Below are 25,791 nucleotides of genomic sequence, written 5' to 3'. Positions count from 1 at the left end.
CCTTGTGGATGGAGATGCGGCGGGTGCAGGGGGGGTATGGTCGGCTGCCGGTGGGGCAGGGGGTTGCTTCAGGCCGCCTTGGGCGGTTCGTGGCTGTCGTCGCCTGCCGGGACTGGTGACGCGTCCGGTGTCGGGAGCAGGGCGTCCGGCCCGTCCGGAGCCTCGGCATCAGCCAGGGCCTGCCGCAACGCGGTCAGCGACGGTGCGATGTGGTTGCGCATGGCCGCTCCACTGGCCGCAGGGTCGCCCCGGCGCAGTCCCTCAATGATGGCCAGATGATCGGGGACGGTGTCTTCCCACGGGCGGGGGGTGCCGTGCAGGTAGGCGGCGGCCAGCATGCTTACCGGGTCCATGGCCGCACGCAGGAAGGGGTTGCAGGAAAGCTCGGCCAGCCGCCGGTGGAAGGCCCGGTCGCGCTCCACGTAGGTCTGGTGCGCCTCCGGCGTGTCCGGCAGGCTGGCCATGGCCCGCCATTCATCGGCCATGCGCTCCGCCTCGTCCGGGGTGATGCGCGTTGCGGCCAGTTCCGCCGCCAGCGGCTCCAGCCGTTCGCGCAACTCGAACAACTGCACCAGTTCCAGCAGGGTCAGTTCGCGCACCCGGAACCCCCGCCGGGGAATGGCCCGCAGCAGCCCGTCCTGCGCCAGCCGTTTCAGCGCGTTGACCAGCGGGGTGCGGCTGACGCCAAGCTGCGCGGCCAGCGCCTCCTGCGCCACGCGCTGGCCGGGGGCCAGCACGCCGTCGGCGATCATGGCCCGGATGCGGGCGTAGACCTTTTCGTCGAGGTTTTCGTGCCGGATGACGGCAAGGCTGTCGGCGGTGCCCGTCGTGGGGGAGGGCGCGTTGGAAGGCGTGGAAAGCTTCATGGGGCAAGCTTAGTCAGGGGGAGAGGAAGGGTCAACCTTTTTGCATGCAGAATGCAAAAATACGACAGTGTGCATTTGTCGATGGGGCCCCCTGTCTGGTTGGAGGGAATCCGGTGCGTCGTAACGGTCTTGCCCTCTGACGCCCACAACGTGAATGCCGCCCCCGGAACCCCGGGGGCGGCGCACTTTTTCTCATTCGTGGTCAGTTCTCTTCATCCGTCTTCACGCAACTGGCGGCGGCAGCTTCGGCTACTCCTCGCCGCGCTCCTTCCGGTAGTCGGCGATGACCTTTTCGGCCACCGGCGGCGGCGCTTCCTCGTAGTGGTCGAATTCCATGGTGAACACGCCCTGCCCGCCGGTCATGGAACGCAGGTCGGGCGCGTAGCGCAGCACTTCGCTCATGGGCACGTGGGCCTTGATTTCGGTGATGCCCACCTGCGAATCGGACCCCAGCACCTTGCCGCGCCGCGACGACAGGTCGCCGATGACGTCGCCCATGTATTCGTCGGGCACGGAAACGGACAGCAGCACGATGGGTTCGAGCAGGGTGGGCTTCATCTGTTCCATGGCCTTCTTGAAGGCCAGCGAACCCGCGATCTTGAACGCCATTTCGGACGAGTCCACCGTGTGGTAGCTGCCGTCGTACAGCTTCACCTTGAAGTCCACCACCGGGCACCCGGCAAGGTACCCGCGCGCGGAGGCCTCCTGCACGCCCTTGTCCACGGCGGGGATGTACTGGCGGGGGATGGAGCCGCCCACCACCGCATCCTCGAACACGTAGCCGGAGCCGCGCGGCAGCCCTTCCATCTCTATCCAGCAGTCGCCGAACTGGCCGCGCCCGCCGGACTGCTTCTTGTGCCGCCCCTGCACCTGGGCCTTGCCGCGTACGGTTTCGCGGTAGGGCACCTTGGGGGTCTTGAGCACGATTTCTGTCTTGTAGCGCCGCCTGGCCTTTTCGACGGAAAGTTCGATGTGCAGCTGGCCCATGCCGGAAAGCAGGATGTCGCCGGTTTCCTCGTCGCGGGCCAGGCGCAGGGTGATGTCCTCGTCCAGCAGCTTGTGCACGGCGGTGAACACCTTGTCCTCGTCGCCCTTTTCCTTGGGGGCGAGGGCATAGGTGATCAGCTGCGGCGGCATGGCCGGTTTGGGCAGCGCGAAGGGGTTCTTTTCGTCGCACAGGGTGTCGCCGGTGCGGGTGCCCTTCAGCTTGGCCACGGCCACCACGGCGCCGGGCCCCAGCACGTCCTTGCAGGGGGTCTGGGTCTTGCCGGTAAGGTACAGCAGCGAGCCAAGGCGTTCCGGTTCGCCCGTGGTCATGTTCTTCAGGGTGGATTCGGTGGAGACGGTACCCGAAAGCACCCGGATCAGGCTGAGCTGCCCCGCGAAGGGGTCTGCCAGGGTCTTGAACACGAAACAGGCGGCGGGGGCGCCGGGGCTGCTGGCCCGTTCCTTGCCGCCCGCGTCCAGCCATGCGGCGCGTTGCAGTGGCGAGGGCAGCAGGCGGTCGATGGTGTCCAGCAACTGCGCGCCGCCCTTGTTTTCCATGGCGGCGCCGGCCACCACGGGCACGAGATCCCCGGCCAGAACGCCCTTTTGCAGGCCCAGGGCCATTTCCTCGGGGGTCAGTTCGCCCTCTTCGAGGTATTTTTCCATCAGGGTTTCATCGGCCTCGGCGATGTTCTCGATGGTGGTCTCGCGCAGGGCGGACACATCGTCGGCCATGTCGGCGGGTATTTCGCCCTCGGTCACCTTGCCGTCGTCGTCGAAGAACCAGGCCTTGCCCGCCAGCACGTCCACCAGGCCCTTGAAATTGGTCTGCTGGCCGATGGGCATGTACAGCAGCACGGGCCGCATGCCGAGGATGGCGGAAAGGCCGGAGAAGGCCATGTCGAAGTCGGCCCGGTCGCGGTCCACCTTGTTGATGAACACAGCGGCGGGCAGCCCGGCGGCCCGCACCGACTGCCACAGCTTGCGGGTGAGCGGCCGCACGCCGTCCACCGCATCGATGACGAAAACGGCGGCATCGACGCCTGAAAGCAGGTAGCCGATGTCGCCGATGAAGTTGTTGTCGCCGGGAATGTCGAGCAGGAAGTGGCGGGAACCGTTGCGTTGCAGGGTGGCCACCGAGGGCTGAATGGAACCGCGCCGCTTGGTTTCCTCCGGCTCGAAGTCGAGGGCGGTGGTGCCCTCCTCGATTTTGCCGAGGCGGCCGACCACGCCCGCCTGATACAGCAGCATTTCGGCGAGCGAGGTCTTACCGCAACCTCCGGTTCCTACGAGAGCATAGGTTCTTTGGGTCTCCAACGCCTTGGACATAATCCGTCTCCCTTGTTCCTGATGGTTGTGGAGATGAAATCCCTGCCGGGCAGGGCGCAGTGTCCATGAATGCGTGATGCCGCCAACAAAACCGTGTTCCGTTCGTGCTTCCTCGTGCGGGGCGTCGTCCCTGTGACGTCGTGCGTCAGTGCCGTTCGTGCGGCCTTTGCCTGGCGGTGCGCGGTACGGGCGGGTGCCCGTGGCGCTGCGTGGTCCCTGTGTTTCGTAATCCGCCGTGGCTGCCGTGGCTGACGCAGTTGCGTTATCGCGCTGTCGCGCTGTCGGGCGTTTTCCCCCGTGTCGCGTGGCGTATCGTCCGGTTTTCGGGCGGCGATGCGGGTTGAGGTTTGCCGGGGCGCGGTGCCGGTTCGCAACCGTTTCGCGCGGGAATCGTGACAGTCCGGAACGTGCCAACGGGCCTTGCCGATGGCTTTCCAGTTACGTAAGTCATAGGAAGACGTTAAGAAAGATGTCAAGGGCAAACTGGCCGTCGCCCCGGCAATCCGCGCCCCGCAACGGTTTGCGGGTTTCACCCCGTTCGGGGGGGGCGGATGGCCATGACGGGGCGGGGTACCTGCGGGCACGCCGCGCTGGCTGAAGCGGCCCGGCAGCCCGCATGTACCGATCTGGCCTGAGTGGCCTGACTGGCCTGACTGACGTGCCTGGCCTGGCTGGCACGCCCGGCTTCGATGGTTCCGCATGTCCGCCGGGCCGGGCCTTTGTCCGGCCACTTGCGCAAGGCACACCTTTCGCGGCATGGAGTATGGCATGATACGCGGCTTGATTCTGGGCGGCCTGTTCGTCCTGCTGATTTACCTGCTGTTGCGCTACGTGTGGCGGACCAGGCCGGAAAACCCGCGCGATGTGCTGCGCGAGGAACTGTCGCGCCGCCGGGCCGTGGGCGAAAGCGCCACCGGCATGTCCGAGCGGCTGCGCGACGTGGCCCGCGAACGGCTGCGCCCCGTGGCCGCCGCCCTGGACGAAATGCGCGAGGAATTGCCCGAGGACCAGCGCTTCGAGGTGCGGGACGACGGCGATACCCTGACCGTGGAGGTGGGCGGGCGCACCATCGTGATCACCCACAACGCGCTCACGGTGCTGCTGGGCGACCGCGACGGCACCGGACACCCCGGCGGCGATGGCGTTCGCCGCCCCCTGCGGGATGAGCGCTACGGCATCCGCGTGGACGGCGCCCTTGAGGAACACCCCGACCTTGCCGCCACCGTGCGGCGGCTGGCCTCGCTCATTGCCGACGCGGTGGCCGGGCGGCCATCGGCGTAGCGGCGGGGGGCGACTTTCGGCAGGTAATCCCGGTGCATGCCCCGGAAGGGCAGTCCCTTTGCGTTTTCGTGCGGATTGTCACGCCGGGGGGCTGCTGCTAGGATGCGCCAGCAGTTCGCGGCACCTCAGACGTATTCCATCGAACGATGCGGCGCGCACGCCGAGCGAGGTATTGATCATGTCCGACGATTCCAACGAAGTGAAATTGTTTGCCCTGTCCACCTGCGTTCACTGCAAGAACACCAAGCAGTACCTCGAAGAACACGGCGTGGACTACAAGTGCGTGTTCGTGGACCAGCTTGAGGGCGACGAGCGCAAGGCGGTGCTGGAAGAAATTCGCACCCACAATCCCAAGCTGTCCTTTCCCACGCTGGTCTGCGGCAATGGCCGCGTCATCGTGGGCTTCCACAAGGAAGACATCAAGGAGGCCCTGCAACTATGAGCGGCCCCGCAACCCCGCAGGCGCTGCATGACATGCTGCGCAAGATTCAGGAGCCCAAGGGCTATTTCTTCAACAAGGACATGGACATGACCATGCCCCTGCTGGAAAGCCTGCTGGTGAACAAGCAGCGCTACGGGTACATGGCCTGCCCCTGTCGCCTGGCCCTTGGCGAGTTCGAAAAGGACCGCGACATCGTCTGTCCCTGCGTGTACCGCGAGGACGACGTGAAGGAATTCGGGGCCTGCTTCTGCGGACTGTACGTGTCGCAGGCCTGGAACGAGGACGAGATTCCCCACGACATCGTGCCGGAGCGCAGGCCGCCGGAGAAACTGTTCGGGTAGGTGCCCCGTCTTATTGATGCGGGCTCTTGACTATCGACCAACACAAAATACCGCCGGATTCCCTCGGGAATCCGGCGGTATTTTATGTTGTTTGCTTGGTCGGGCGTGTGGGTACCCACTAGGGCCTGTTGCCGCTATGAGGGATTTTGTTCTCTGCCAAGGAAGAATGGTTTCTTTATGGAGGGAGTATACTTTTGTGGTATTCGGCCGAAATAAAAAACCATTCTGACATCTCTGTTCTCGATGCCCGTAGAGCTCGCAAGCTCGCCCAACGGGCACGCTTCGCGCCCTTCGGGTCGGTCAGGCAGAGGGCAAAAGGCTCATGGTGGTGCAGGCCCTATACGCCAAACGCCGCCTTGTGCCGCGCCGCGAACTGCTCCGGCGTGAAGGCATGTTCCTGGGTGCCGTAGTGCTCCACGCAGAAGCTGGCGCAGGTGGCGCCCATGCGGGCAGCCTCTGTCACGTCCTTGCCGTCCACCAGCCCCTTGATGAGCCCCGCGCGGTAGGCATCGCCCGCGCCGGTGGGGTCCAGCACCTGGTCGGCCTTGACGGCGGGCACCAGCACCGGGCTGCCGTTGTCGATGCGCGAGCCGTGCTCGGACATGGTGGTGATGATCCACCCGGTGCGCTCCAGCAGTTCCGCCTTGGTGCGGCCCGTGGCCTTCATGATCATTTCCAGTTCGTAGTCGTTGGTGACCAGCATGTGCGCGCCGCAGATGGCCTCGTACAACTGGTCGCCGGACAGGGCGGGAATCTGCTGGCCGGGGTCGAAGATGTAGCGCACGCCGCGCTCGCGGAACATGCGCGGCAGCCCCACCATGTCGTCCACGTTGCCGGGCGAGACGATGGCGATGTCGGCCTTGGCGTCCAGCGCGGGGAAAGGATATTCGCACGCAAAGCGCATGGCCGCCGGGTTGAAGCCGGTGATCTGGTTGTCGCTCTGGTCGGTGGTGATGTAGGCCCCGGCGGTGAACTGGTCGTCCAGCTTGCGGATGCCATCCTGCGGCAGGCCCAGCTTGTCCAGTTCCTCTGCGTAGCGGTCAAAGTCCTTGCCCACGCAGCACAGGATGTGCGGCTTTTCGCCCAGCAGGGCCAGGCTGTAGGCAATGTTGCCCGCCGTGCCGCCGCGCTTTTCCTCCAGCCGGTCGATGAGGAAGCACACGTTCAGGATGTGTATCTTTTCCGGCAGGATGTGGTCCGCGAACTTGCCGGGGAAATTCATGATGCGGTCGTAGGCGATGGACCCGGAAACGTAGATGGACATGCTAGGGCTCCTTGCGGGTTACTTCGTCGATCCAGCCGAGAAAGGCGGCGCTGCCGCCGGTGATGGGCAGGGTTACCACACAGGGCACCTCGTAGGGGTGCAGTTGCAATACCGCCTCGGTCAGGGCGGGCACGAGGGCATCGGTGGTCTTGGCGATGAACGCGGCTTCGGTTTCGGTCTGGATGTCGCCCGCCCAGTGGTAGATGGACCGGATGGACCCCAGCACGTTGACGCACGCGGCAAGGCGGCGTTCCACCAGGATGCGGCCAATGCGCTCGGCCTCTTCCGGGTTCGGGGCCGTCATGTACACGATGACCGCCATGTGGACCTCCTGCGGCGGGGTGCCGCCCGGCGCCGTGGGTATGATGGTGCGCGGGGTGGCCGCGCGGTGCCGACGGGCAGCGGATGCGGGATGAAGGCATCCGCACGCGGCGCGCCGCCCATGTGCATAACGGAGAAGCCACCACACGGCAACGCGATGATCACGGTTCCGGCACCGGAATGCCGCAGGGGGCCGGTGCGGTGGGTGGCTTGCGGGGGCGGTGGATACGGTGCGAATGAGCACGGACGCATGTGGATGGGGCTGGCTGACGGCGGTGACGGGGCGGCAGGGCGGCAGCAGATAATCATGCGCAGGGCACGGCACGCCCCGGCAGGGCGCGCGGGGCCTTCCTCTTTCATGTGGTTGCGGGGCGCGGCCCGGCATGGCATATACTGGCCGCCGCACACTGGGCAGGGCGTCACCAGGCCCGCATGCCTGCCCCCCTACGCCTGTACGCCTGTTCACCGGCATGCCTGCCCGGTCCTGTTCGCCACTGTCCCGTGGGCCTTCCGTCCCCTTGCCCGCCAGTTGCGCGCATATCCCCATCACGGAGCCTTTCATGCAGACCGCCGACCGCGCGGCCAGGGTGCTCGAACTCCTGCGCCTGCGTTACCCCACCCGCGAAACGCATCTGGTGGCCCAGAACGCCTGGGAACTGCTGGTGGCCACGGTGCTGGCCGCCCAGTGCACCGACGTGCGCGTGAACCAGGTCACCCCCGGCCTGTTCCGCCGCTGGCCCGGCCCGGCAGCGCTTGCCCGTGCCACGCAGGAAGAACTGGAAGAGGTCATCCATTCCACCGGCTTCTACCGCAACAAGGCCACCAACCTGCTGGGGGCGGCACGCCGCGTGGCCGAAGTGCACGGTGGCGAGGTGCCCCGCACCATGGCCGAACTGGTGCAACTGCCCGGCGTGGCCCGCAAGACGGCCAACGTGGTGCTGTGGGGGGCCTACGGCATCAACGAGGGCATTGCCGTGGACACCCACGTCAAGCGCATTGCCTTCCGCATGGGCTTCACCGAATCCGTGGACCCGGTGCAGATAGAGCGCGACCTGATGGACCTTTTTCCGCGCGATGCCTGGGGCGACGTGAACCACATGCTGGTGTGGTTTGGTCGCCACGTGTGCGATGCGCGTGCCCCGCGTTGCGGCGAATGCGAGATGATCGAGGTCTGCCCGCGCCATGGGGTGGGGGAGAAGCCCGGCGCGGATTCGCGCAAGAAGATGGACAAGGCGGTGACCAAGACAGCGGGCAAGGCCGCCGGGAAACGGCCCGGCAAGGCGGGCACCGCCAGGGCCGCATCGGCCGGGCCTGCGACCGCACCTCCGCCCAAATCGCCCGCCAAACCCCGCAACGGCGGCATGTCATGATCACCTCCACCTTCCGCCATCTGCCCGGCGTGGGCGCCGCCTTCGAGGAACGCCTGTGGCGCGGGGGCTGCCTGACCTGGCAGGATGCCGCCGCGCGCGGCGACATTCCCTGCCGCAGGCACGAGGCAGGCACGTTTGCCACCGGCATCGCCGATTCGCACGCGCGCCTCGCGGCGGGCGATGCCGCGTGGTTCGGCCAGCGCCTGGGCGCGGCGGACCAGTGGCGGCTGTTCGCCGCGTTCCGCCATCAGGCGGCCTACGTGGACATCGAAACCACGGGCCTTGGCTGGCCGGAATCGCACATCACCACCATAGCCCTGTGGGACGGGTTCCAGTTGCGCACCTATCGCCACGGCAACAACCTGGAAGCCTTCGCCGACGACATCCGCGACTACAAGCTGCTGGTGACCTTCAACGGGCGCGGCTTTGATGCGCCGTTCATCGAGCATACCTTCCGCCAGAAGCTGGACATGGCCCACCTGGACCTGCGCTGGGTGCTGAAGCCGCTGGGGTATTCCGGCGGGCTGAAGCGGGTGGAGCAGGCCTTCGGGCTGGATCGCGGGGGGCTGACCGGGGTGGACGGCTATACCGCCGTGCTCTTGTGGCACCATTGGCAGAACAGCGGGGATGAGCGCGCCCTGGAAACCCTGCTGGCCTACAACGCCGAAGACGTGCTGACCCTGGAGCCGCTGGCGGTGCATGCCTACAATGCGCACCTTGCCGGGCTGCCCGCCCTGCCGGAAGTGCCGCTGCCGCAATGCGGCCGGGCCGACAATCCCTTCCGCGCCAGCGCGGAGGTACTGCGCAGGGTGGGCGTGCGGGCGGCCTGAGTCTCCGCTTCCCGCGTCCTTTCGCATCTGGTCCCACCTGTCCCCACCTGTCGCCATCTGGCCGCACCTGCACCGTGCGGTCGCATGCCCCCCCCCGGTGCTGACCGGCCATTTCACGTCGGCATCCTTCCCTGCATCCGGCTTCCCGCATCCTTTTCGCCACGCAGGCGGCGGCGGGGCTATATTGTTGCGCCCGACCCGGAAAAACAATTGCCCACGGTGCCACGTGTGGCATACTGGGGTGCACGTCACGACCTTTCAGGGGGGCACATGAGCCAGACCAACATCCTGCTCGAATCGGGCACCAACGAGCTCGAAATCATCGAATTCTACATCGAGGAAACCTTGCCCGGCGGTGGGGTGTACCGTGGCTATTACGGCATGAACGTGGCCAAGGTGCTGGAGATCATCCGGCGGCCCACGGTCACCGGCGTGCCCAGCAAGCACCATCCGGCGGCGCTGGGCACCTTCAACCTGCGCGGCAGGGTGCTGCCCCTGGTGGACCTGGGGGGGTGGCTAAACAAGCAGGTGGTGGCCAGCGATACGCTGAAGGTCATCGTGTCCGAGTTCAGCGGCATGGTCACCGCGTTCCTGGTCTCCGGGGTCACGCGCATCCACCGCCTGAGCTGGAGCCAGGTGGAGGCCCCCGACTCGCACATGCAGGCCTACAGCGGCCAGTCGGTCATCGGGGTGGTGCGCTTCGAGGACCGCATCGTGTTCCTGCTGGACATGGAGAAGATCGTGGCCTCCATGAATCCCCGGGCGGACATAGGCGCGACGCTGCACGTTGCGGAACCGACGATGACCCTGTCCGAAGACTGGCACGTGCTCATCGCCGACGATTCCTCGGCCATCCGCAACATGATCGGCAGCACCCTGGAGAAGGCGGGCTTTCGCGTTACCCGCACCAGCAGCGGGCGAGAGGCGTGGGACGTGCTGTGCGGCTGGCGCAAGCGCGCCGAAGAAGAGCGCAAGCACATCTACGACTACGTGGACCTTGTGGTGTCGGACATCGAGATGCCCGAGATGGACGGACATAACCTGACCCGGCGCATCAAGGAAGACCAGGTGCTGCAAAAGCTGCCGGTGGTGCTGTTCTCCTCGCTGATCACCGACGCCTTGCGCCACAAGGGCACCGCCGTGGGTGCCGACGACCAGATATCCAAGCCCGACCTGCCCGGCCTTACCGGGCGGGTGCGCGGGCTGATCGAGCGGTTCCGCCAGGGGGCCAGCGCGGCGTAGGCTCGACGGGTGCGCCTGGGCGGGGATGACGGGCGCAGCGACTAACGGCGTTCCCATCCTTTCGTGGGCGTGGTAGCGTTGCCGCCGTTTCAGGCATTGATGCGCCAGATGGGCTGGCGCGCATGCGGGCGGTTGCGCCACGGCAGGGCGAAAAAGGGGGAAACACCATGGAACGCAGGCGCCACGCGCGCATTTTTCTGAAAGCCTACGGCTTGAACCAGTCGTGCCGAGTGCACATGGACGGTACGGACCGCATCGCCCAGATCATCGACATCAGCCCCGGCGGCTCGCGCATGCTGCTGGCCGACGGCAACCCCATGCCCGCGCAGGGCTTGCGGGGCACGTTGGTGCGGGGCGAGAATTTTCAGTTGGCCTACCTGAGCGACGTGGCCTACACGGTGGCCTGGGTCAACGGCAGCGAGTTCGGGGCCAGCTTTGACGTGGACCTGGACGCCTCGGTGTCGGGCTTGCAGGCGGACCTGGCCGATCTGGCGGGATAGTGGCGGGCTAGTGGCCGGATAGTGGCCGGATAGCGCGGGATGGTGGCGGGATAGCCCCTATTTCTCGCGCAGGGGCACTGGCGCAAGGGCGAATACCATTGCACGCAAAAAGGGCGGGGAGCATGCTCCCCGCCCTGTCTTTTCTGGCTGGCTGATGCCGCGCGCTACACCTTGGCGGCGGTACGCAGGTCGGCCACGGCGTCGCACTGCTCCCAGGTGAACTCGGGCAGTTCGCGGCCGAAGTGGCCGTAGCAGGTGGTCTTGCCGTAGATGGGGCGGTTCAGGTCAAGACGCTTGATGATGTGGTACGGGCGCAGGTCGAACACCTCGCGCACGGCGCGGGTCAGCACTTCGTCCGACAGTTCGCTGCTGCCCAGCGAGGAAACCAGCACCGAAACAGGCTCGGCCACGCCGATGCAGTAGGCGATCTGCACTTCGCACTTGGGGGCAAGGCCGGCCTTGACCACGTTCTTGGCGATGTAGCGGCCCATGTAGGCGCCGGAACGGTCCACCTTGGAGGCGTCCTTGCCCGAGAATGCGCCGCCGCCGTGGTGGCCTGCGCCGCCGTAGGTGTCCTGGATGATCTTGCGGCCGGTCAGGCCGCAGTCGCCCATGGGGCCGCCGACCACGAACCGGCCAGTGGTGTTGATGAAGATTTCGCAGTCGTCGGCCATCAGGCCTTCGGGCAGCGTCTTCTTGATCACTTCCTCGATGATGCCTTCGCGGATGGTGGTGTTGGACACGTTGTCGGCATGCTGCGACGAGACCACCACATTGTTGATGTGCATGGGCTTGCCGTCCACGTATTCGAACGAAACCTGGGTCTTGCCGTCGGGCCGCAGGAAGTCGAGGATGCCGTCCTTGCGCACCTTGGTCAGGCGCTGCGAAAGCTGGTGCGCCCAGTAGATGGGGGCGGGCATCAGGGTGGCGGTTTCATCGCAGGCAAAGCCGAACATCATGCCCTGGTCGCCCGCGCCCTGGTCTTCGGGGTTGCCCCGGTCCACGCCCTGGGCGATGTCGCCCGACTGCTTGTCGATGGAGGAAATGACCGCGCAGGTCTTCCAGTCGAAGCCCATTTCCGAGCTGTTGTAGCCGATGTTCCGGATGGTCGAGCGCACCACCTCGGGCAGGTCGGCAAAGCCCTTGGTGCGGATTTCGCCCGCGATGAAGGCCATGCCGGTGGTCACCAGCGTTTCGCAGGCCACGCGGGACATGGGGTCCTGCGCCAGCAGCACGTCAAGCACGGCATCGGAAATCTGGTCGGCAACCTTGTCGGGGTGGCCTTCGGTGACGGATTCGGACGTGAAGAAGTAGCGGCCTTTTCCGGGAATCATGCGGTCCTCCTGATGATGCGCGCGTGGCCCCGGCTGTGGCCTGGCCCCCCGGCGTTGCGGTTGCGGGGCGCTGCGGGCTTCGGGCGCGTTTCTTAGCGTGGGGTTGCGGTTTTCAGTTCCGGTGGTTCCGGAGATGCCGGGGCTATTCGCCCGCCAGCAGCATGTTGTCGATAAGCCGGGCCTTGCCCAGGCGAAAGGCAACGGCGCACAGGGCCGCGTCGGTGATGCGCGCAAGCGGCTCCAGCGTTTCCGGATGCACGATGGAAATGTAGTCTTCCTGCGCCAGGGGCAGGTTCTCGCGCCAGTAGCGGCGCATGGCCTCGGCCACTGCGGCGGCGTCTCGCTCGCCCCCCTGCACCAGCGCCCGGCCAAGGGCCAGGCCGTGGTGGATGTTGGGGGCCTGGGCACGTTCTTCGGTCGAAAGGTAGATGTTGCGCGAACTCATGGCCAGTCCGTCCGCCTCGCGCACGATGGGGCGGCCCACCACGTCCACGGGCACGTTCAGGTCGCGCGCCATGCGGCGGATGATGGCCAGTTGCTGCCAGTCCTTCTGGCCGAACACGGCGGTGCGCGGCATGGCCAGTTGGAACAGCTTCATGACCACGGTGCACACCCCCCGGAAATGGGTGGGGCGCGTGATGCCGCACAGCGTGCCCGCCAGCGAGGGCACCTCTATCCACGTGGCATGGCCCGCAGGAAACATGTCGGCGGGCTGCGGGGTGAACAGGATGTCCGCGCCGTTGGCCTCGGCCAGGGCGGCATCGCGTTCAAGGTCGCGCGGATAGGCGGCCAGGTCTTCGCCGGGGCCGAACTGGGTGGGGTTCACGAACAGGCTGACCACCACCTTGTCGCCCAGGGAACGGGCGTAGGACATCAGGCTTTCGTGCCCGGCGTGGTAATAGCCCATGGTGGGCACCAGCACGGTGTGCTTGCCGTCGGCCCGCCAGCGCAGGCAGGTCTGTTGCAACGTACGGGGATCGGTGAGTATCTGCATATCAAGTTATCCGAATATTGTTGTGTAGGCGGGTATACACGCAGCCCGCCACGATGTCCAGCGAAAACGGCGACCGATATGGACGGCGCGAAGCGGGTCGAGGCCAGGGGGCGCACCGGGCGCCCGGCAGGTTTGTCCGAGTGGGGTGCGAATCAGCAAAACCCGTACCGGCATGGCGTGAGGCCCCCGGTTTGGCCGGAGTGTCAGATGATCTGTGCGGACATGCGCGGTCCGTGCCTGCCCTGTGCCTGCCCCGTACCTCCACGGCCACCCCATTCCCCGCCATCACTTGACGGGGGCGGTGGCTGCGGGCAAGAGCAGGGTCTGTCCACCCGGCACGCCGCCACGTGGTCCGAACGTCAATGCCCACGGGAGCCGCATGGTCGCGCCCAATTCCCACGACACGCCCGGAGCAGCGCCCGGAGCAACGCACGGAGCGGCGGACAGGTCCGCCACCGTGCGGGAACAATCGCCCTCGTCCCCTTCACCCCGAGCAGGCCAATCGTTCCAGCCGTTCCATCAGGGGCAACTGGACGTGCTTTGCGCCGTGTACGCGGTGGTCAACGCCCTGTGTTCCGTCCGGCAACTGGGCATCGGGCAGGCGCGGCGGCTGTTCAACGAGGTGCTGCTGGACCTTGCCCGCGATGCGGAATCCTTTCGCGCCGTGCTGTACAACGCCACCGATCATGACGCGCTGGTGCGGGCGGTGCTGGAACGCGCCAGCCGCGACGTGGTTCCGCTGCGCGTGGAGCGCCCCTTTGCCACCAGCCCGGCCCTGCGCGTGACGGGTCGGGTGGGTCCGGATGCGTCGGGAGCAGCGCGGGGTGGGCGTGGTCCGGATGCGTCCCCCCAGCCCACGCCCCGCGCGGTATGGGAACACTTGGCCGGATGGCTTGCCGACGGCCCGGAACGGGCAGCCGTGCTGCGCTTTCACCGCTATCTGCCCTTCCGGGGCGACCCGGTGATTTCGCACTGGACGGCAGCCGGGCGGCTGCTGGGCGATACCCTGTTCCTGCATGACTCCAGCCGCGAAGCCAACGCCATTCACGTCATCGAAAGGGGCGGCTTCGTCACCGCGCCGGAGCATCTTTCCGACGACAAGCTGCTGCTGGTGGAGCCGCGCTGCCTGTACCTGATCGACGTTTCCGTCTGACCGCTGTTTCCGGATAGCCCCTTTCTTCGCGGGCTTCGTCGGCCCTTGTCCGCAGTTCAGATGTAATGCGGCATGAGCATGTTTTCCGTGGGGGGAGCTGTTTCCGCGTCGGAGGGCAGGGACCGGCATGCGGAAACAGCCCGGAGCCTGTCAATCCAGCCCCTTCTCTTTCATCCACCGAGACAGCAGGTCTGCCACCTTCGCGTTGTTCAGATCCGAAAAGGGGAAGTGGGTATTGCCGTTCAGTCCCGCCTCGGGCAGGTGGAGAACGGTCGCATCGCCGCCATGCCGGTTCACGGCTTCCGCCCATTTCCTGGCCATGGCAAGGCAGGCCCGCCAGTAATCCTGGGCTGGAACGTCGCTGGGATCATTGGGGATGTTATCGCCGTAATAGATGATGATCGGCAGCCGCGTCAGCTTCTTGAAGTCTGCCATGGGAACGCCGAGGGCGCTCAGGGTGGCGAACCTGTTTTCAATGGGCGCGGGAACCTCTCCTTCGGGGAAGGTGAAGTTGCTGCCGGGCTCGTACGCCACGACAGCGCGTACATTCGGGCTTTTCATGGCCGTCATCCAACCCGGACCGCCACCCTGCGAATGGGTGACCAGGATGCCGTCGCCGATTTTCGCGAACAACGCGGACAGGGAGTCCGAAATTACCCCGGCATCGAACGGGCCGGTATTCGGCGTCATTTGCCGGAAGTACTGATCCAGTGTGTCCTTGCCCTTGGGGAACTGGCTGCCGGGGAAGTAGTCCGGCCATACGCCCACCCGGAACTGGGTGAACCACATCTGTTCGTCCGGCGTGGGGGTTACCTTCTGTTCCACCATGCTGCGGCCCGCATTGCCGCGCCGCGGCTGGTCAACGAGGTAGGTGCTGAAGCCCCGCCGCAGGAAGATGTTCTGGAACCCTTCACGCCCGTCCGGGGTGCTTTCCCAGGTTTTGGAGAACTGCCCGGCCCCGTGCAGGAATACCAGCGGGTATCTGCGCGCATTTACCGGCTGTTGGTAAAACACGTAGGCGTGGTCGCCGTGGAACGTCTGGCCTGCGGGATCGGCGGGCTTGCGCGGATCGAATGTGCCGGGATTCCGGGCAACCGTGCCGCCCACGGCAAAGCTGCCCTGTTCCTGAATCAGCAGCGGGGGCTGGGTCCCCTTTTCCGCCGCCATGGCGTCAGCCGTCGCAAAAAGTCCCACCGTGAGCAATAGTCCCGCAAGGAATGATTTCCGCTTCATGCAAGATACTCCTTACTTTTGATCCTTCCCCGGCTGTCTTTCCCGGAACCGGTTGGCATGGTCCATCCGGACTTCCGCATCTGTGCCCGCGCTGGCGCCAAATTCATGCCCGCATGACGGCAGAGTCGAAATTCCGCTGCTGGTTCCGCCCTTATCTGGCTCGGTACTGTTCATCAGTTACCTGCTCCATCCATTCTACACTCATGCCTTCCACATGTTCTCCTATGGCAAGATGCGTCATGGCGGCATCAGGGGCAGCGCCATGCCAGTGCTTGACGCCGGGAGGACAAATCACCACGTCCCCCTGCCGGACAATCTGGACGGGGCCGCCCCATTCCTGTGTCAGGCCCGTCCCGAACGTCACGATAAGGGTCTGGCCCAGCGGATGGGTATGCCAGTTCGTGCGCGCTCCCGGTTCAAAGGTGACATAGGAACCATAGGCACGGGCGGGAGCCTGAGCCTGGAAGACGGGATCGACGCGGACGTATCCCGTAAAATTTCGGCTCGGAGCCGTGGACGAAGGGCGTGAACCGCCGGGAATGACGATTTGTCCACCGGCGGCCTGCTCTTCGGCATGGGCCGGTGCGGCGAATGCGATTTCCGGAATCAGCAGGCACAGTGCAATCAGGGATATTGTGAGAACGTTCATGCAAACTCCATGGTGGATTCCCTCCACTGCGTCTGCCTGGGCAGTGCCGCACCTGTGCGCGGGAGCAGGTGTTGTCCGCTGCGCAACACGATGCGCTCCTTGCGGCATTCCGTGCGGCACTACCGTGCTGTGGTCAGCAGGCGCCGTTACAGGTTTCTGCCGTAGAATTCCTTGAGCTTGGCGACGGCAAGGGCGACATATTCCGGCACATGGTAGGTCTGGATATGCGTTGCCCCGGGAATCTTGAAGAGTTCCTTGTCGCTGGTTCCCACCGCTTTGCGGAATGCCTCTTCGGTCATGTACAGCGAGTCGGCTTTCTCGCCGGCCATCATCAACAGCGGGGCATTGATCAGTTCAAGATGGTCGGTGGCGTCCCAGCTCATCAGTTCCATAAGGCTGCTTGTCGTGTAGCGGAAGGTGGAGTTGGGATGCCGGTGCGTCTGCCCGTAGTAGATCATGCCTTCGCGGTAGAGGTCGGTGGGAATCTTGCTGATGCTTTCGTCCGTCAGGGCGTCAAAGTCGACGTTGCCGGAATAGCTGATTTCTCCGGTGGCGATTTCCCTGGCGCGCGCGTCAGAGGCCGCTTTCAGGCGGGGCTGCACGGAATCAAGCATCGTGTTCATGTAGCCGTTGCGCCGCACCTGGCCGGAGTTGAACATGCTCAGGGTTGCCACGGCCTTGAATCGCTTGTCGGATTTGGCGGCATGCAGCGTATAGCCGCCCCCGCCGCAAATCCCCAGCGCGCCAAGGCGATTGGCATCCACGCCGGGATAGCTGCTGATGTAGTCGGCCATGCCGTGGATGTCTTCCGTGCGGTAATAGGGCTTGTCGATGTTTCTGGGCGTGCCTTCGCTGGCTCCCTGGTAGGACGCATCCGCCGCGATGGTGACATAGCCGTTTTCCGCCAGTCGCTGGGCATAGAGGCCTGCCACCTGTTCCTTGACGCCGCCATTGGGGTGGGCCACCACCACGGCAGGATACTTGCGGGTGGCGTCATATCCGGCGGGTGTATAGACGTTGGCCGCAATCCTGAGGCCGTTCAGGGTGTAGGTTACAGGGTGTATGTTCACCTTGTTCTTGGCGTTTTCCGTAATGGCCCCCCTGTAGACAAGGCCAAAGGCATTCCGTTCAGCAGCATTGGCGGCACTGGCGAAGGCCAGTGCAGAGAGCATGGCCAAGGTTGTCAGAATCATTTCTTTCATGGCTACCTCTTGTGTTGCATTGCTATTTCGATGGTTGCCTGCTTTGCAGGACGGCATCCAGAAGTCTCTCTGACCTTTCGGCTTCATCCTTGCCGACCTCTGCATCCAGTATGGATACGAACGCCCTCATCTGGGGTTCGGTCAGGCCGACATTCATGCAGACGTTCAGGTGGGAGCGCAGCTGGGGTTCGGCGGGAAGGCTGGCCAGGGCGGCCACGGTTGCCAGTTCCCTTTCTTGGAGGTCAAGGACGTCACGCCCGAATATGTCGCCGAAAAGGTGCTCCTTCAAAAACGTATCGATGATGGGGGCGAACTCGTAGACAGGGCCTCTGACCGGTCTGCCGACAATCCTGGTCTGGACTGCCGTGCCGAGGTCGCGAATGCTTGCACCGGCGGGCAAGGGGGTGGCGTCTTTGCCGATTTCGTCCCTGATGCCTCGTCCTTTCCGGTCTTCCAGGACGGCAAGGAAGGTGTCGAGACCGGTAAGGCTCCGAGGGAATCCCGCGTATGCATACATCTGGACGATAACTTCCTTGATCTCGTTGATCGTCATGCCGTTTTCCAGTCCATGAACGAGGGCAGACTTCAGTTTTACGGTGTCTCCATTTGCGGTAAAGGCTGCAATGGGGATGATGCTCTTTTGCTTGTTGCTCAACTGGTTGTCGTGGTTTTCGTTCTTGGCGTGAGCTATTGCCGGGATTCCAAATAATGCGATGAGGCATAGTGCCAATAGCGGCACGGCGTTTCTGCTTGGCATTGCAACCTCCTTCAGCGCTACGGTGTTTGTGTGGGCTGTTTTGGCTGATAGCAAGATAAGGGGGCTTGTCTGTCGGCGCTATACACAATTCATGCAGATATTTGCCTGATTCGCTCGCGCTTCGCTGAGGAGCAGGCAGGCGCAAAGAAGGGCGGGATGCACGTCAACACATGCATTCCGCCCTTCGTTTGTATTGTTTGTCAAATATTGTACGCGGTTGTCTTGGGCTAGGAACGTTTCTGCGCCACGTCCCGGTGGGGTGGCGCTCCGAACTGGCGCTTGTATTCCCTGTTGAATTGTGAGCCGCTTTCATAGCCGACCATGACCGCCGCCGTGCCGGCATCCTTTCCTTCAAGCAGCATAAGGCGCTCCGCTTCGTAAAGGCGCAGGCGTTTCTGGAACTGGAGCGGGCTGAGGCTGGTCACCTGCTTGAAATGGCGGTTGAATGTCGAAGGGGCCATGTTGACCTGGCGGGCCAGTTCTTCCATGTGGAGGCGGCCTGTGTAGTTTTCTCGCAGCCAGGTGATGGCTTGGGCAATCTGGCTGGTTTGTGTTCCGCCAGTACTGAACAGCCGCAGGCAGTCACCCTGGCTGCCCGAAAGCAAGTGGAAATGAATTTCGCGGAGGATCATGGGGGCAAAGACAGGTATTCTTGACGGTGTGTCCAGCAGATCGACCAGCCGTATGAATGCTTCGAGAAGTTCTTCGCTGGCCTCGGAAATGGCTACAGGATTTGCAGGTTTGTTGTCTGACGTGACTATTGAAGGCATCTCTGTCGCCAATTGGGAAATGATGCGTCTGTCAAGTCTTACAGACAGAGAGAGGAAAGGATTTTGCTGCGACGCATGGGTGATATGAAATATTCCCGGCATATCAACGCCTACAACCATTGAATGTCGCTCACCATAATCTGCGTCGTGGTTGCCGATCATGGAGCGTTTGAATCCCTGGACAATAAGCGCGACGATGGGGTGATAGAAGCATTTCTCCGCAGAAGTTTCCTGGTCAAAGCGGCTTAATGCCAAACCGAAAATCTGTGTTTCCAGTCGGGACTGTTTCGGGAGCCACTTGAGCAGTTTCTCTTTGAGAACGGCATTTCGCTTTTCCACGCCTATTGCTTCAATCATGCAGATACTCCGGAAGCTGGAAACGATGTGCTTGTCTTCGTTCCATGGGCACGGACAGGTTGCCGCATGCGCTGGAGATGTCTGGCCCACAAGGCTGTCGATTGCCTTGCAGCAACCTGTTCACGGGTCGCTGCGCCCATAGCGTGCCTGCCGTACCCGGTCCGTGGAAGGTGTGGTCATTCCTTTCCGCTGGAGGTCCCGTCCCTGCCCAGTTGGCGCAGTTCCTCGTCGGGCATGGCAAAGCCGTGTTCCGGACCGGGAAAGGCGCCGCTTTCCACTTCCTGCTTGTAGGCGGTCACGGCGTCCGTCACCTGCCCGGCAAGGTTGGCGTAGCGCTTGACGAAGCGGGGCACCATGCGGTCCTGCAGGCCCAGCATGTCGTGCAGCACCAGCACCTGCCCGTCGCAGTCCGGCCCGGCGCCGATGCCGATGGTGGGGATGGTCAGCGCGGCGGTGATGCGCGCGGCCACGGGCGAGGGCACGCATTCCAGCACGATGGAGAAGCAGCCCGCCTGCTCCAGGGCCAGGGCGTCGTCCAGCAGGCGTCGGGCCGCGTCGGCGGTCTTGCCCTGCACCTTGAACCCGCCCAGTTGCGCCACCCGTTGCGGGGTGAGGCCGATGTGCCCCATGACCGGAATGCCCGCGTCCACCAGGGCGCGCACCTGCGGCAGGTATGGTCCGGCGCCTTCCAGCTTCACGGCGCGCACGCCCCCTTCGCGGAACAGACGCCCGGCGTTGCGCAATGCATCCGCCGGGCTCGTTTCATAGGAAAGGAAGGGCATGTCCGCCACCACCAGCGCGCGGGTGACGCTGCCGGTCACCGCGCGGCAGTGGTGCACCATTTCGTCCATGGTCACGGACAGGGTGTCGTTCCGGCCCAGCATGACCATGCCCAGCGAGTCACCCACCAGAATGATGTCGATGTCGCAGCCGTCCACCAGGGCGGCGGTGGGGGCATCGTAGGCGGTGAGCATGGCGATTCGCCGCGCGCCCTTGGCGGCGCGCACGTCCAGCGTGCCGACGGGACGACGTGCCTGCTTGCCGGGGGCGGAACGTTCCGGTGCCGGATGAACGCTCATGAAAGGCTCCTTCTGTGCGCTGCGGGCGGGGTGCGCCCGGTGATGTTCCCGTGCGGCTTGTGCGCAGGGTGATGCTTCGGCGCGGTCACGCCGGGCGATGCTTTGACGCTGCGCGTCCGGTGATGTCTCGACGCTGCGCGTCTGGTGATGTCTCGGCGCGGTCACGCCAGGCGATCAGTCTACATCCGCCATCGGGGCATGGCAAACCGCAGGCACGCCCCGGTCGCACGGGGCATCGGGACCGGACAGGATGCGCTGAGTCCACGGACCAAGGCGGACGGGCCGGATGGCCAGGCAGGGGGGGGGCAGGCCGCGAACACTGCGTCTGGTGCGGGAATCCGGTTCCGGGGCCTGCATCCGTCCCGAATCCTGCCCGAATCCGGTTTGTCCGGACACATGTAAAGAAAAGTGAAGGCCACCCCCTATAGTTTCACATGGGCAGGCCGAAAAGAGGGGCATGAACGGCGGATGATCGCATGGATGCGGTCGGCGTGGTGCCCCGCCCGGAACGGCGCAATATTCATGGAGGAATATTATGTCTCTCGTTATCAATCACAACTTGATGGCAATGAATGCCGCCCGCAACCTCAGCTCGTCGTACGGCAGCCTGTCCACGTCCGTACGCCGACTGTCGTCGGGTCTTCGTGTTGGTGCCGCTTCTGACGACGCGGCCGGCCTGGCCATTCGCGAACTGATGCGTTCGGACATCGCCGCCCTGAACCAGGGTGTGCGTAACGCCAACGACGCCATCTCGCTGATCCAGACCGCCGACGGCGCCCTTGGCGTCATCGATGAAAAGCTGATCCGCATGAAGGAACTGGCCGAACAGGCCGCTACCGGTACCTACACCTCGGACCAGCGTCTCATCATCGATTCGGAATACCAGGCCATGGCCTCGGAAATCACCCGAATCGCCAACTCGACGGACTTCAACGGCATTCACCTGCTCAACGGCAACCTGTCCGGTGCCACCCACGACGGCTCCGGCCTCGTGTCCACCGGCAAGCTGAAGGTCCACTTCGGCTCGGCCAACGACTGCTCGGAAGACTACTACTACATCCGCATCGGCACCTCCACGGCGTCGGCGCTGGGCGTGGGCAGCCAGGCAGCGGAAGGCAAGGGCAAGTCGATCTCCACGCAGTCTGCCGCGCAGGCCGCCCTGGAAGGCATCGAGAACGCCATCATCTCGAAGGACAAGATTCGCGCGAACCTTGGTGCTCTCCAGAACCGTCTGGAAAACACCATCAGCAACCTGCAGATCCAGTCGGAAAACCTGCAGGCCGCCGAATCGCGGATTTCGGACGTGGACGTTTCGAGCGAAATGACCGAATTCACCCGTCAGCAGATCCTGACGCAGGCTGCCGTCGCCATGCTCTCGCAGGCCAACTCCCTGCCGCGTATGGCCATGCAGCTGCTGGGCGGCTAAGGCAACACACCGTAAGGTGGAGGGGTTTTGGCAGACACGCTCGACCGGGCCGCGCAAGCGGCCCGGTTTTTTTGTGCCTTGAAGGTTTGCCGCAAACTGTACGATAGGATGCGCGTGAACGCTGACAGGGAGAAGAACGTGCAGGATTCCCCGGATTTTCAGGGGCGGGAACTGACGCCCGGAATCATTTCCGCCAGCCGGTCCACGGATATTCCGGCCTTTTACGCGGAATGGTTCATGCGTCGCCTGCGCGAAGGGTATGTGCGGTGGCGCAATCCCTTCAATCAGCAGGACTTCCGCATAGACCTGCGCGCGGCGGGCGGCATCGTGTTCTGGACCAAGAATGCGAAGCCGCTGCTGCCCTACCTGGAGGAAATCCACGACAGGGGGTACGACTTCTATTTCCAGTTCACGGTCAACGACTACGAGGCGGAAGGATACGAACCCCGCGTGCCGCCGCTGGCGGAGCGCATCGAGACGTTCGCGGCCCTGTCGCGCCGCTGGGGATCCGAGCGGGTGGTGTGGCGGTATGATCCCATCTGCCTTGCCGAAGGGCTGGACGCGGACGGGGTGATGGAACGCATCCGCCGCGTGGGGGATGCGCTGGCCCCGTACACGCGGCAACTGGTCTTCAGTTTTGTGGACGTGGGGGCCTATGCCAAGGTGCAGCGCAACGTCAAACGGCAGCAGGAACTGTTGCTGCGCGAGCCTTCGTTCGACGAGCAGGACCGGCTGGGGGAAATGATCGCGGCCTATGCTGCCTCTCGGCAGCTCACACCCGCGACGTGCGGCGAGCGCAGGTCGTTTGCGCGTTACGGCATCGATCCCAACAAGTGCGTGGACGGCGACCTCTTCGCGAGGATATGCCGTCCCGGCAACGTGAAGCTGCAACGGCATCTCGGCATCCGGCTTGACCAGCATGTGTTGGGCGTGCCGCAACGGCTGGAAACCCTGCTGCGCAAGGACAAGGGCCAGCGGACAGAATGTGGGTGCGTGGAAAGCAAGGATATCGGCATGTACAACACCTGCGGCCACATGTGCGTGTATTGCTACGCCAATACTTCCGTGGCCGTGGTGGAAAAGAACAGGGCCCGCCACCAGTTGGACGCGGACGGCATCATTCCGTTGCCGGAAAGGGGCGAAACCCCGGAAGGGGACGTCTAGCTCTCGCCAGCCGCCAGTCGCCAGCAGGACGGCGGGCGAACCGGCACGTACGGGGCGGGTCGCATGCGCGGCCCGTCTTTTTTTCGTGTCGTCATCAGGCGGTTGTTTACAGTTCTTCGGCCCTGCGGCATCGTGCGCGCATCCCATCACCCCCTGCACCGCAGAAGAGAGGCCCCCATGGTCACACCCGCCGCGCATTCCCCCGAGATGCCTGCCGTTTCATCACGCCTGCCGGAAGTGCTGGCCGCCGTGTTCGTGGCGGTGTTCGTGGTGCTGGGCATTGCGCCGTACGACCGCACGGTGTGGTACATGGAGGTCACGCCGGTCATCACCATCTTTCTGCTGCTGGCGGGCACGGCGCGCAGATTCCGGTTCAGCGGGGCGGCCTACCTGCTCATGGCGGTGTGGCTGTTCTGGCACACCGTGGGCGGGCACTACACCTTCGAGCGGGTGCCCTTTGGCGTCATTACCGACGCCTTCGGCTTTGCGCGCAACCACTTTGACCGGGTGGGGCATTTCAGCGTGGGCTTTTATGCCTATGCTTTCGCGGAGTTGCTGACGCGTCGCCGCCTGGCCGGGCCGGTGGTTTCGTTGCTGTTCGGACTGTTCGCGGTAATGGCCGTGGCCGCCGGGTGGGAAATTCTGGAATGGCTGGTGGCCGATGCCGAAGGCGGCGAGGCGGGGCTGGCCTTTCTGGGCAGTCAGGGCGACGTGTGGGACGCCCAGAAGGACATGCTGGCCGATACGCTGGGGGCCGTGTTCGCGCTGGTGCTGTTCCGGCTGTGCGGCAGACGCTGGGGCAGCATGGACCCGGTGTAGGCCCGGTTTGGGGGTAACGGGCGCGTCGGGGCGGGATGGAGCGCGCGGCGTCGGCGGCAGCCAGACGCGGCCAGATGGGGCCAGATGTGTCGGGAGGCGGAGGCCCCTGTCCGGAGCGCCGGGCCGTTTGGACAGCGCCGGGGAAATGCCGTATGCCGGACGGGCGCGCCGCGCGGCGCATCCGGTGTCTGTCGCCGGGCGCTGGCGGCCGACGTCATGTTTTCCGGAGCCTTGCCATGACCGCCTGCAATCCCCAGTTGAACCTTCAGGGGCGCGGCCGCCTGAAGCGCATCGTCGATTTTCTGAACGAGGCGGGCATGCTGCGCCTCACGCCGCGTACCGGCTACCAGTTTCTCGGCACCGGCAACGAGAACGTGGCCGAACATTCCTTCCGCACCGCCATCATCGGCTACGTGCTGGCCCGCATGGCCGGGGCCGATCCTTCCCGTACCGCCATGCTGTGCCTGTTCCACGACTTCCACGAGGCGCGCATCGGCGACTTCAACTACGTCAACCGCATCTACAATACCTCGAAGCCGCGCGATGCAGTGGTGCACGCCGCCGAAGGCACCGGCCTTGAGGTGGACATGCTGGAGTTCTGGGACGACCTGGAAGCCTCGCAGACCCCCGAGGCGCAACTGGCCCACGACGCGGACCAGCTGGACCTGATCCTGAACCTGAAGCGCGAACTGGACCTGGGCAACAAGTACGCGGGCAAGTGGATGGAAAGCGCGCTGGAGAGGCTGCGCACCGAGGAAGGCCGCGAACTTGCCAAGACCATTGCCGAAACCGACCACACCGACTGGTGGTTTCTGGGGCCGGACCGGGCGTGGTGGGAGAGGAAGAACGGGAAGGAGTGAGGGGTGAGAGGCGCTGCGCTGGTTGGGGAGGGGGAGTGCGGGGGTGCCTTGTTGAGGACGGCTTCTACGAAGGCCGTTGTGCCCCTTTGACCACGCTCGATTTCGTTATGTCTCCGACGGGTGTGGAGGGGATGTGCGCGGTTGCATCCGGCTTCTACTAAGGCCGTCGTGCCCCTTTGATCACCCTCGATTTCGTTATGTCTCCGACGGGCAAGGGGCCATTGAACGATGGCCCCTTGCATCCCCGCGTTCCAGGGGCTCCGCCCCTTGGAACCCCGTGTCGTCCTGCACCGCATTCTTTACGTCGGGCAGCTTCCCTGCGGCGCTAGCGCGCCTCGGGCGATCTGCCCGCCTGAATGCGCATGTGCGCAAGGCTCCCGACGCCTTGGCGTAGCCCCGGTGCCTTTATTCCCACTCTTCCCGCACTGTATTCCTTCGCCGCCAGCTTCCCTCCGGCGCAGGACGCCTTCGGGTGATCTGGCGACGAGAATGCGATGTGCGCAAGGCTCTCGTCGCCTTGATGAAGATTCGGGTTGTGCGTGCACTTTCTGTCGGTATGGGATGCCCTCGCAACGCCAAGGCTTACACGTCGCAAAACCTCCGGCGGGGATCGTCGGCTGCGGGTGCAATCCGCGTGCATGCCGCACCCTGCCTGAAGGGCTTGACGTCTTGTTTCACTGGTAACGCCAGACCAACTGCGTAGAGCTGAATGTTGTTCAAAGGAAACGTGACGTGCGTAGAAGCGTGTGACGCCGGGCCTTGACGGCGGCACATGCGTCGCAACGAGGGCGTAGGTATAAGCACCCCAGTGAAATGGAGGCTACGAGAGATTCGGGCACATCGCGTTCCCGTCGCCAGATCACCCGAAGGCGTCCTGCGCCGGAGGGAAGCTGGCGGCGAAGGAATGCGGTGCAGGATACGTTGGGGGTCCAGGGGTGGCGAAGCCCCCCTGGAGCGCGGGGATGCAAGGGGCCGCCGCTCAGCGGCCCCTTGCCCGTCGGAGACATAACGAAATCGGGCGTGGTCAAAAGGGCGCAACGGCCTTCGTAGAGGCCGGACGCAACTGCGCACGCCCCCTCCACACCCGTCGGAGCCATAACGAAATCGGGCGTGGTCAAAAGGGCACAACGGCCTCCGTAGAGGCCGGACGCAACTGCTCACGCCCTCTCCACACCCGTCGGAGCCATAACGAAATCGGGCGTGGTCAAAAGGGCGCAACGG

At 64.5% G+C, this 25,791-nt stretch carries 24 protein-coding genes; 12 read left to right on the top strand and 12 right to left on the bottom strand.

The genetic code is table 11. The features are described 5' to 3' along the window. Positions 1 to 68: 68 nt before the first annotated feature. Both ABWO17_RS16390 and fusA read right to left on the bottom strand, forming a co-directional pair. Entirely contained in the window at positions 69 to 866 is a 798-nt protein-coding gene (locus ABWO17_RS16390) for a GntR family transcriptional regulator (RefSeq protein ID WP_353120433.1), read from the bottom strand. Between the two features lie 249 nt (positions 867 to 1,115). Continuing rightward, positions 1,116 to 3,182 (bottom strand): elongation factor G, encoded by a 2,067-nt coding sequence (gene fusA, locus ABWO17_RS16385; protein ID WP_353120431.1) that lies wholly within the window; start codon positions 3,180 to 3,182, stop codon positions 1,116 to 1,118. A 768-nt stretch (positions 3,183 to 3,950) separates the two neighbouring features. On the opposite strand from fusA, the gene ABWO17_RS16380 reads away from it, so the two are divergent. The 3 genes from ABWO17_RS16380 (at position 3,951) to ABWO17_RS16370 (ending at position 5,246) form a co-directional block, all read left to right on the top strand. Continuing rightward, on the top strand, positions 3,951 to 4,463 hold the full coding sequence (locus ABWO17_RS16380) for a hypothetical protein (protein WP_353120429.1): 513 nt from the start codon (positions 3,951 to 3,953) through the stop codon (positions 4,461 to 4,463). Positions 4,464 to 4,641: 178 nt separating this feature from the next. Continuing rightward, on the top strand, positions 4,642 to 4,905 hold the full coding sequence (locus ABWO17_RS16375) for a glutaredoxin family protein (protein ID WP_353120427.1): 264 nt from the start codon (positions 4,642 to 4,644) through the stop codon (positions 4,903 to 4,905). Next, a complete protein-coding gene (locus ABWO17_RS16370) occupies positions 4,902 to 5,246 on the top strand; it encodes a ferredoxin-thioredoxin reductase catalytic domain-containing protein (protein ID WP_353120425.1) in 345 nt (114 codons plus the stop codon). The genes ABWO17_RS16375 and ABWO17_RS16370 overlap by 4 nt, the downstream gene beginning before the upstream one ends. Positions 5,247 to 5,583: 337 nt before the next feature. Here the strand turns inward: ABWO17_RS16370 and ABWO17_RS16365 are convergent, their stop codons facing one another. After that, entirely contained in the window at positions 5,584 to 6,510 is a 927-nt protein-coding gene (locus ABWO17_RS16365) for a carbohydrate kinase family protein (protein WP_353120423.1), read from the bottom strand. A gap of 1 nt (position 6,511) precedes the next feature. After that, positions 6,512 to 6,832: a divalent-cation tolerance protein CutA gene (gene cutA, locus ABWO17_RS16360; RefSeq protein WP_353120421.1), complete on the bottom strand. Its 321-nt coding sequence runs from the start codon at positions 6,830 to 6,832 to the stop codon at positions 6,512 to 6,514. Positions 6,833 to 7,391: 559 nt separating this feature from the next. Between cutA and nth the strand changes: the two genes are divergently transcribed. The 4 genes from nth (at position 7,392) to ABWO17_RS16340 (ending at position 10,773) form a co-directional block, all read left to right on the top strand. Further along, the gene (gene nth, locus ABWO17_RS16355; protein ID WP_353120419.1) at positions 7,392 to 8,201 is read left to right on the top strand and encodes an endonuclease III; all 810 of its coding nucleotides are present in this window, start codon (positions 7,392 to 7,394) and stop codon (positions 8,199 to 8,201) included. Next, the gene (locus ABWO17_RS16350) at positions 8,198 to 9,031 is read left to right on the top strand and encodes a ribonuclease H-like domain-containing protein (RefSeq protein WP_353120417.1); all 834 of its coding nucleotides are present in this window, start codon (positions 8,198 to 8,200) and stop codon (positions 9,029 to 9,031) included. Before nth ends, ABWO17_RS16350 begins: the two co-directional genes overlap by 4 nt. A 270-nt stretch (positions 9,032 to 9,301) precedes the next feature. Then, entirely contained in the window at positions 9,302 to 10,273 is a 972-nt protein-coding gene (locus tag ABWO17_RS16345) for a chemotaxis protein (RefSeq protein WP_353120415.1), read from the top strand. Positions 10,274 to 10,440: 167 nt separating this feature from the next. After that, positions 10,441 to 10,773 (top strand): PilZ domain-containing protein, encoded by a 333-nt coding sequence (locus tag ABWO17_RS16340; RefSeq protein WP_353120413.1) that lies wholly within the window; start codon positions 10,441 to 10,443, stop codon positions 10,771 to 10,773. Positions 10,774 to 10,937: 164 nt separating this feature from the next. Here the strand turns inward: ABWO17_RS16340 and metK are convergent, their stop codons facing one another. Together metK and panC are read right to left on the bottom strand one after the other, a co-directional pair. Then, entirely contained in the window at positions 10,938 to 12,107 is a 1,170-nt protein-coding gene (gene metK / locus ABWO17_RS16335) for a methionine adenosyltransferase (protein ID WP_353120411.1), read from the bottom strand. Between the two features lie 142 nt (positions 12,108 to 12,249). Further along, positions 12,250 to 13,101 (bottom strand): pantoate--beta-alanine ligase, encoded by an 852-nt coding sequence (gene panC / locus ABWO17_RS16330; protein ID WP_353120409.1) that lies wholly within the window; start codon positions 13,099 to 13,101, stop codon positions 12,250 to 12,252. 379 nt (positions 13,102 to 13,480) lie between these two features. Here panC and ABWO17_RS16325 point away from each other — a divergent pair, with 379 nt between their 5' ends. Continuing rightward, a complete protein-coding gene (locus ABWO17_RS16325; RefSeq protein ID WP_353120407.1) occupies positions 13,481 to 14,254 on the top strand; it encodes a hypothetical protein in 774 nt (257 codons plus the stop codon). A 150-nt stretch (positions 14,255 to 14,404) separates the two neighbouring features. Here ABWO17_RS16325 and ABWO17_RS16320 read toward each other — a convergent pair whose 3' ends face one another. From ABWO17_RS16320 to panB, 6 genes are all read right to left on the bottom strand, one after another. Beyond that, positions 14,405 to 15,421: an alpha/beta hydrolase gene (locus tag ABWO17_RS16320; RefSeq protein ID WP_353120405.1), complete on the bottom strand. Its 1,017-nt coding sequence runs from the start codon at positions 15,419 to 15,421 to the stop codon at positions 14,405 to 14,407. Positions 15,422 to 15,638: 217 nt separating this feature from the next. Then, the gene (locus ABWO17_RS16315) at positions 15,639 to 16,136 is read right to left on the bottom strand and encodes a (R)-mandelonitrile lyase (protein ID WP_353120403.1); all 498 of its coding nucleotides are present in this window, start codon (positions 16,134 to 16,136) and stop codon (positions 15,639 to 15,641) included. A gap of 146 nt (positions 16,137 to 16,282) precedes the next feature. Next, positions 16,283 to 17,338 carry an alpha/beta hydrolase gene (locus tag ABWO17_RS16310; protein WP_353120401.1) on the bottom strand — a complete coding sequence of 352 codons (1,056 nt, stop codon included), beginning with the start codon at positions 17,336 to 17,338 and terminating at the stop codon, positions 16,283 to 16,285. A 22-nt stretch (positions 17,339 to 17,360) separates the two neighbouring features. Then, positions 17,361 to 18,095: a carboxymuconolactone decarboxylase family protein gene (locus ABWO17_RS16305; RefSeq protein WP_353120399.1), complete on the bottom strand. Its 735-nt coding sequence runs from the start codon at positions 18,093 to 18,095 to the stop codon at positions 17,361 to 17,363. A gap of 227 nt (positions 18,096 to 18,322) precedes the next feature. Next, positions 18,323 to 19,222 (bottom strand): AraC family transcriptional regulator, encoded by a 900-nt coding sequence (locus ABWO17_RS16300; RefSeq protein ID WP_353120397.1) that lies wholly within the window; start codon positions 19,220 to 19,222, stop codon positions 18,323 to 18,325. Positions 19,223 to 19,398: 176 nt separating this feature from the next. After that, positions 19,399 to 20,301 (bottom strand): 3-methyl-2-oxobutanoate hydroxymethyltransferase, encoded by a 903-nt coding sequence (panB, locus tag ABWO17_RS16295; protein WP_353120395.1) that lies wholly within the window; start codon positions 20,299 to 20,301, stop codon positions 19,399 to 19,401. Between the two features lie 535 nt (positions 20,302 to 20,836). On the opposite strand from panB, the gene ABWO17_RS16290 reads away from it, so the two are divergent. From ABWO17_RS16290 to ABWO17_RS16275, 4 genes are all read left to right on the top strand, one after another. Continuing rightward, on the top strand, positions 20,837 to 21,727 hold the full coding sequence (locus ABWO17_RS16290; RefSeq protein ID WP_190243993.1) for a flagellin N-terminal helical domain-containing protein: 891 nt from the start codon (positions 20,837 to 20,839) through the stop codon (positions 21,725 to 21,727). Between the two features lie 114 nt (positions 21,728 to 21,841). Beyond that, positions 21,842 to 22,891, top strand: coding sequence for a DUF1848 domain-containing protein (locus tag ABWO17_RS16285; RefSeq protein WP_353120392.1), 1,050 nt, complete (start codon positions 21,842 to 21,844; stop codon positions 22,889 to 22,891). 177 nt (positions 22,892 to 23,068) lie between these two features. Continuing rightward, positions 23,069 to 23,710 carry a DUF2238 domain-containing protein gene (locus ABWO17_RS16280; RefSeq protein WP_353120391.1) on the top strand — a complete coding sequence of 214 codons (642 nt, stop codon included), beginning with the start codon at positions 23,069 to 23,071 and terminating at the stop codon, positions 23,708 to 23,710. Positions 23,711 to 23,946: 236 nt separating this feature from the next. Beyond that, positions 23,947 to 24,570 (top strand): HD domain-containing protein, encoded by a 624-nt coding sequence (locus ABWO17_RS16275; protein WP_353120389.1) that lies wholly within the window; start codon positions 23,947 to 23,949, stop codon positions 24,568 to 24,570. Positions 24,571 to 25,791 lie beyond the last annotated feature (1,221 nt).

Origin of the sequence: Nitratidesulfovibrio sp. (assembly GCF_040373385.1) — a bacterium.
Classification (GTDB): Bacteria; Desulfobacterota; Desulfovibrionia; order Desulfovibrionales; family Desulfovibrionaceae; genus Cupidesulfovibrio.
This window is presented reverse-complemented; position numbering and strand designations above follow the sequence as displayed.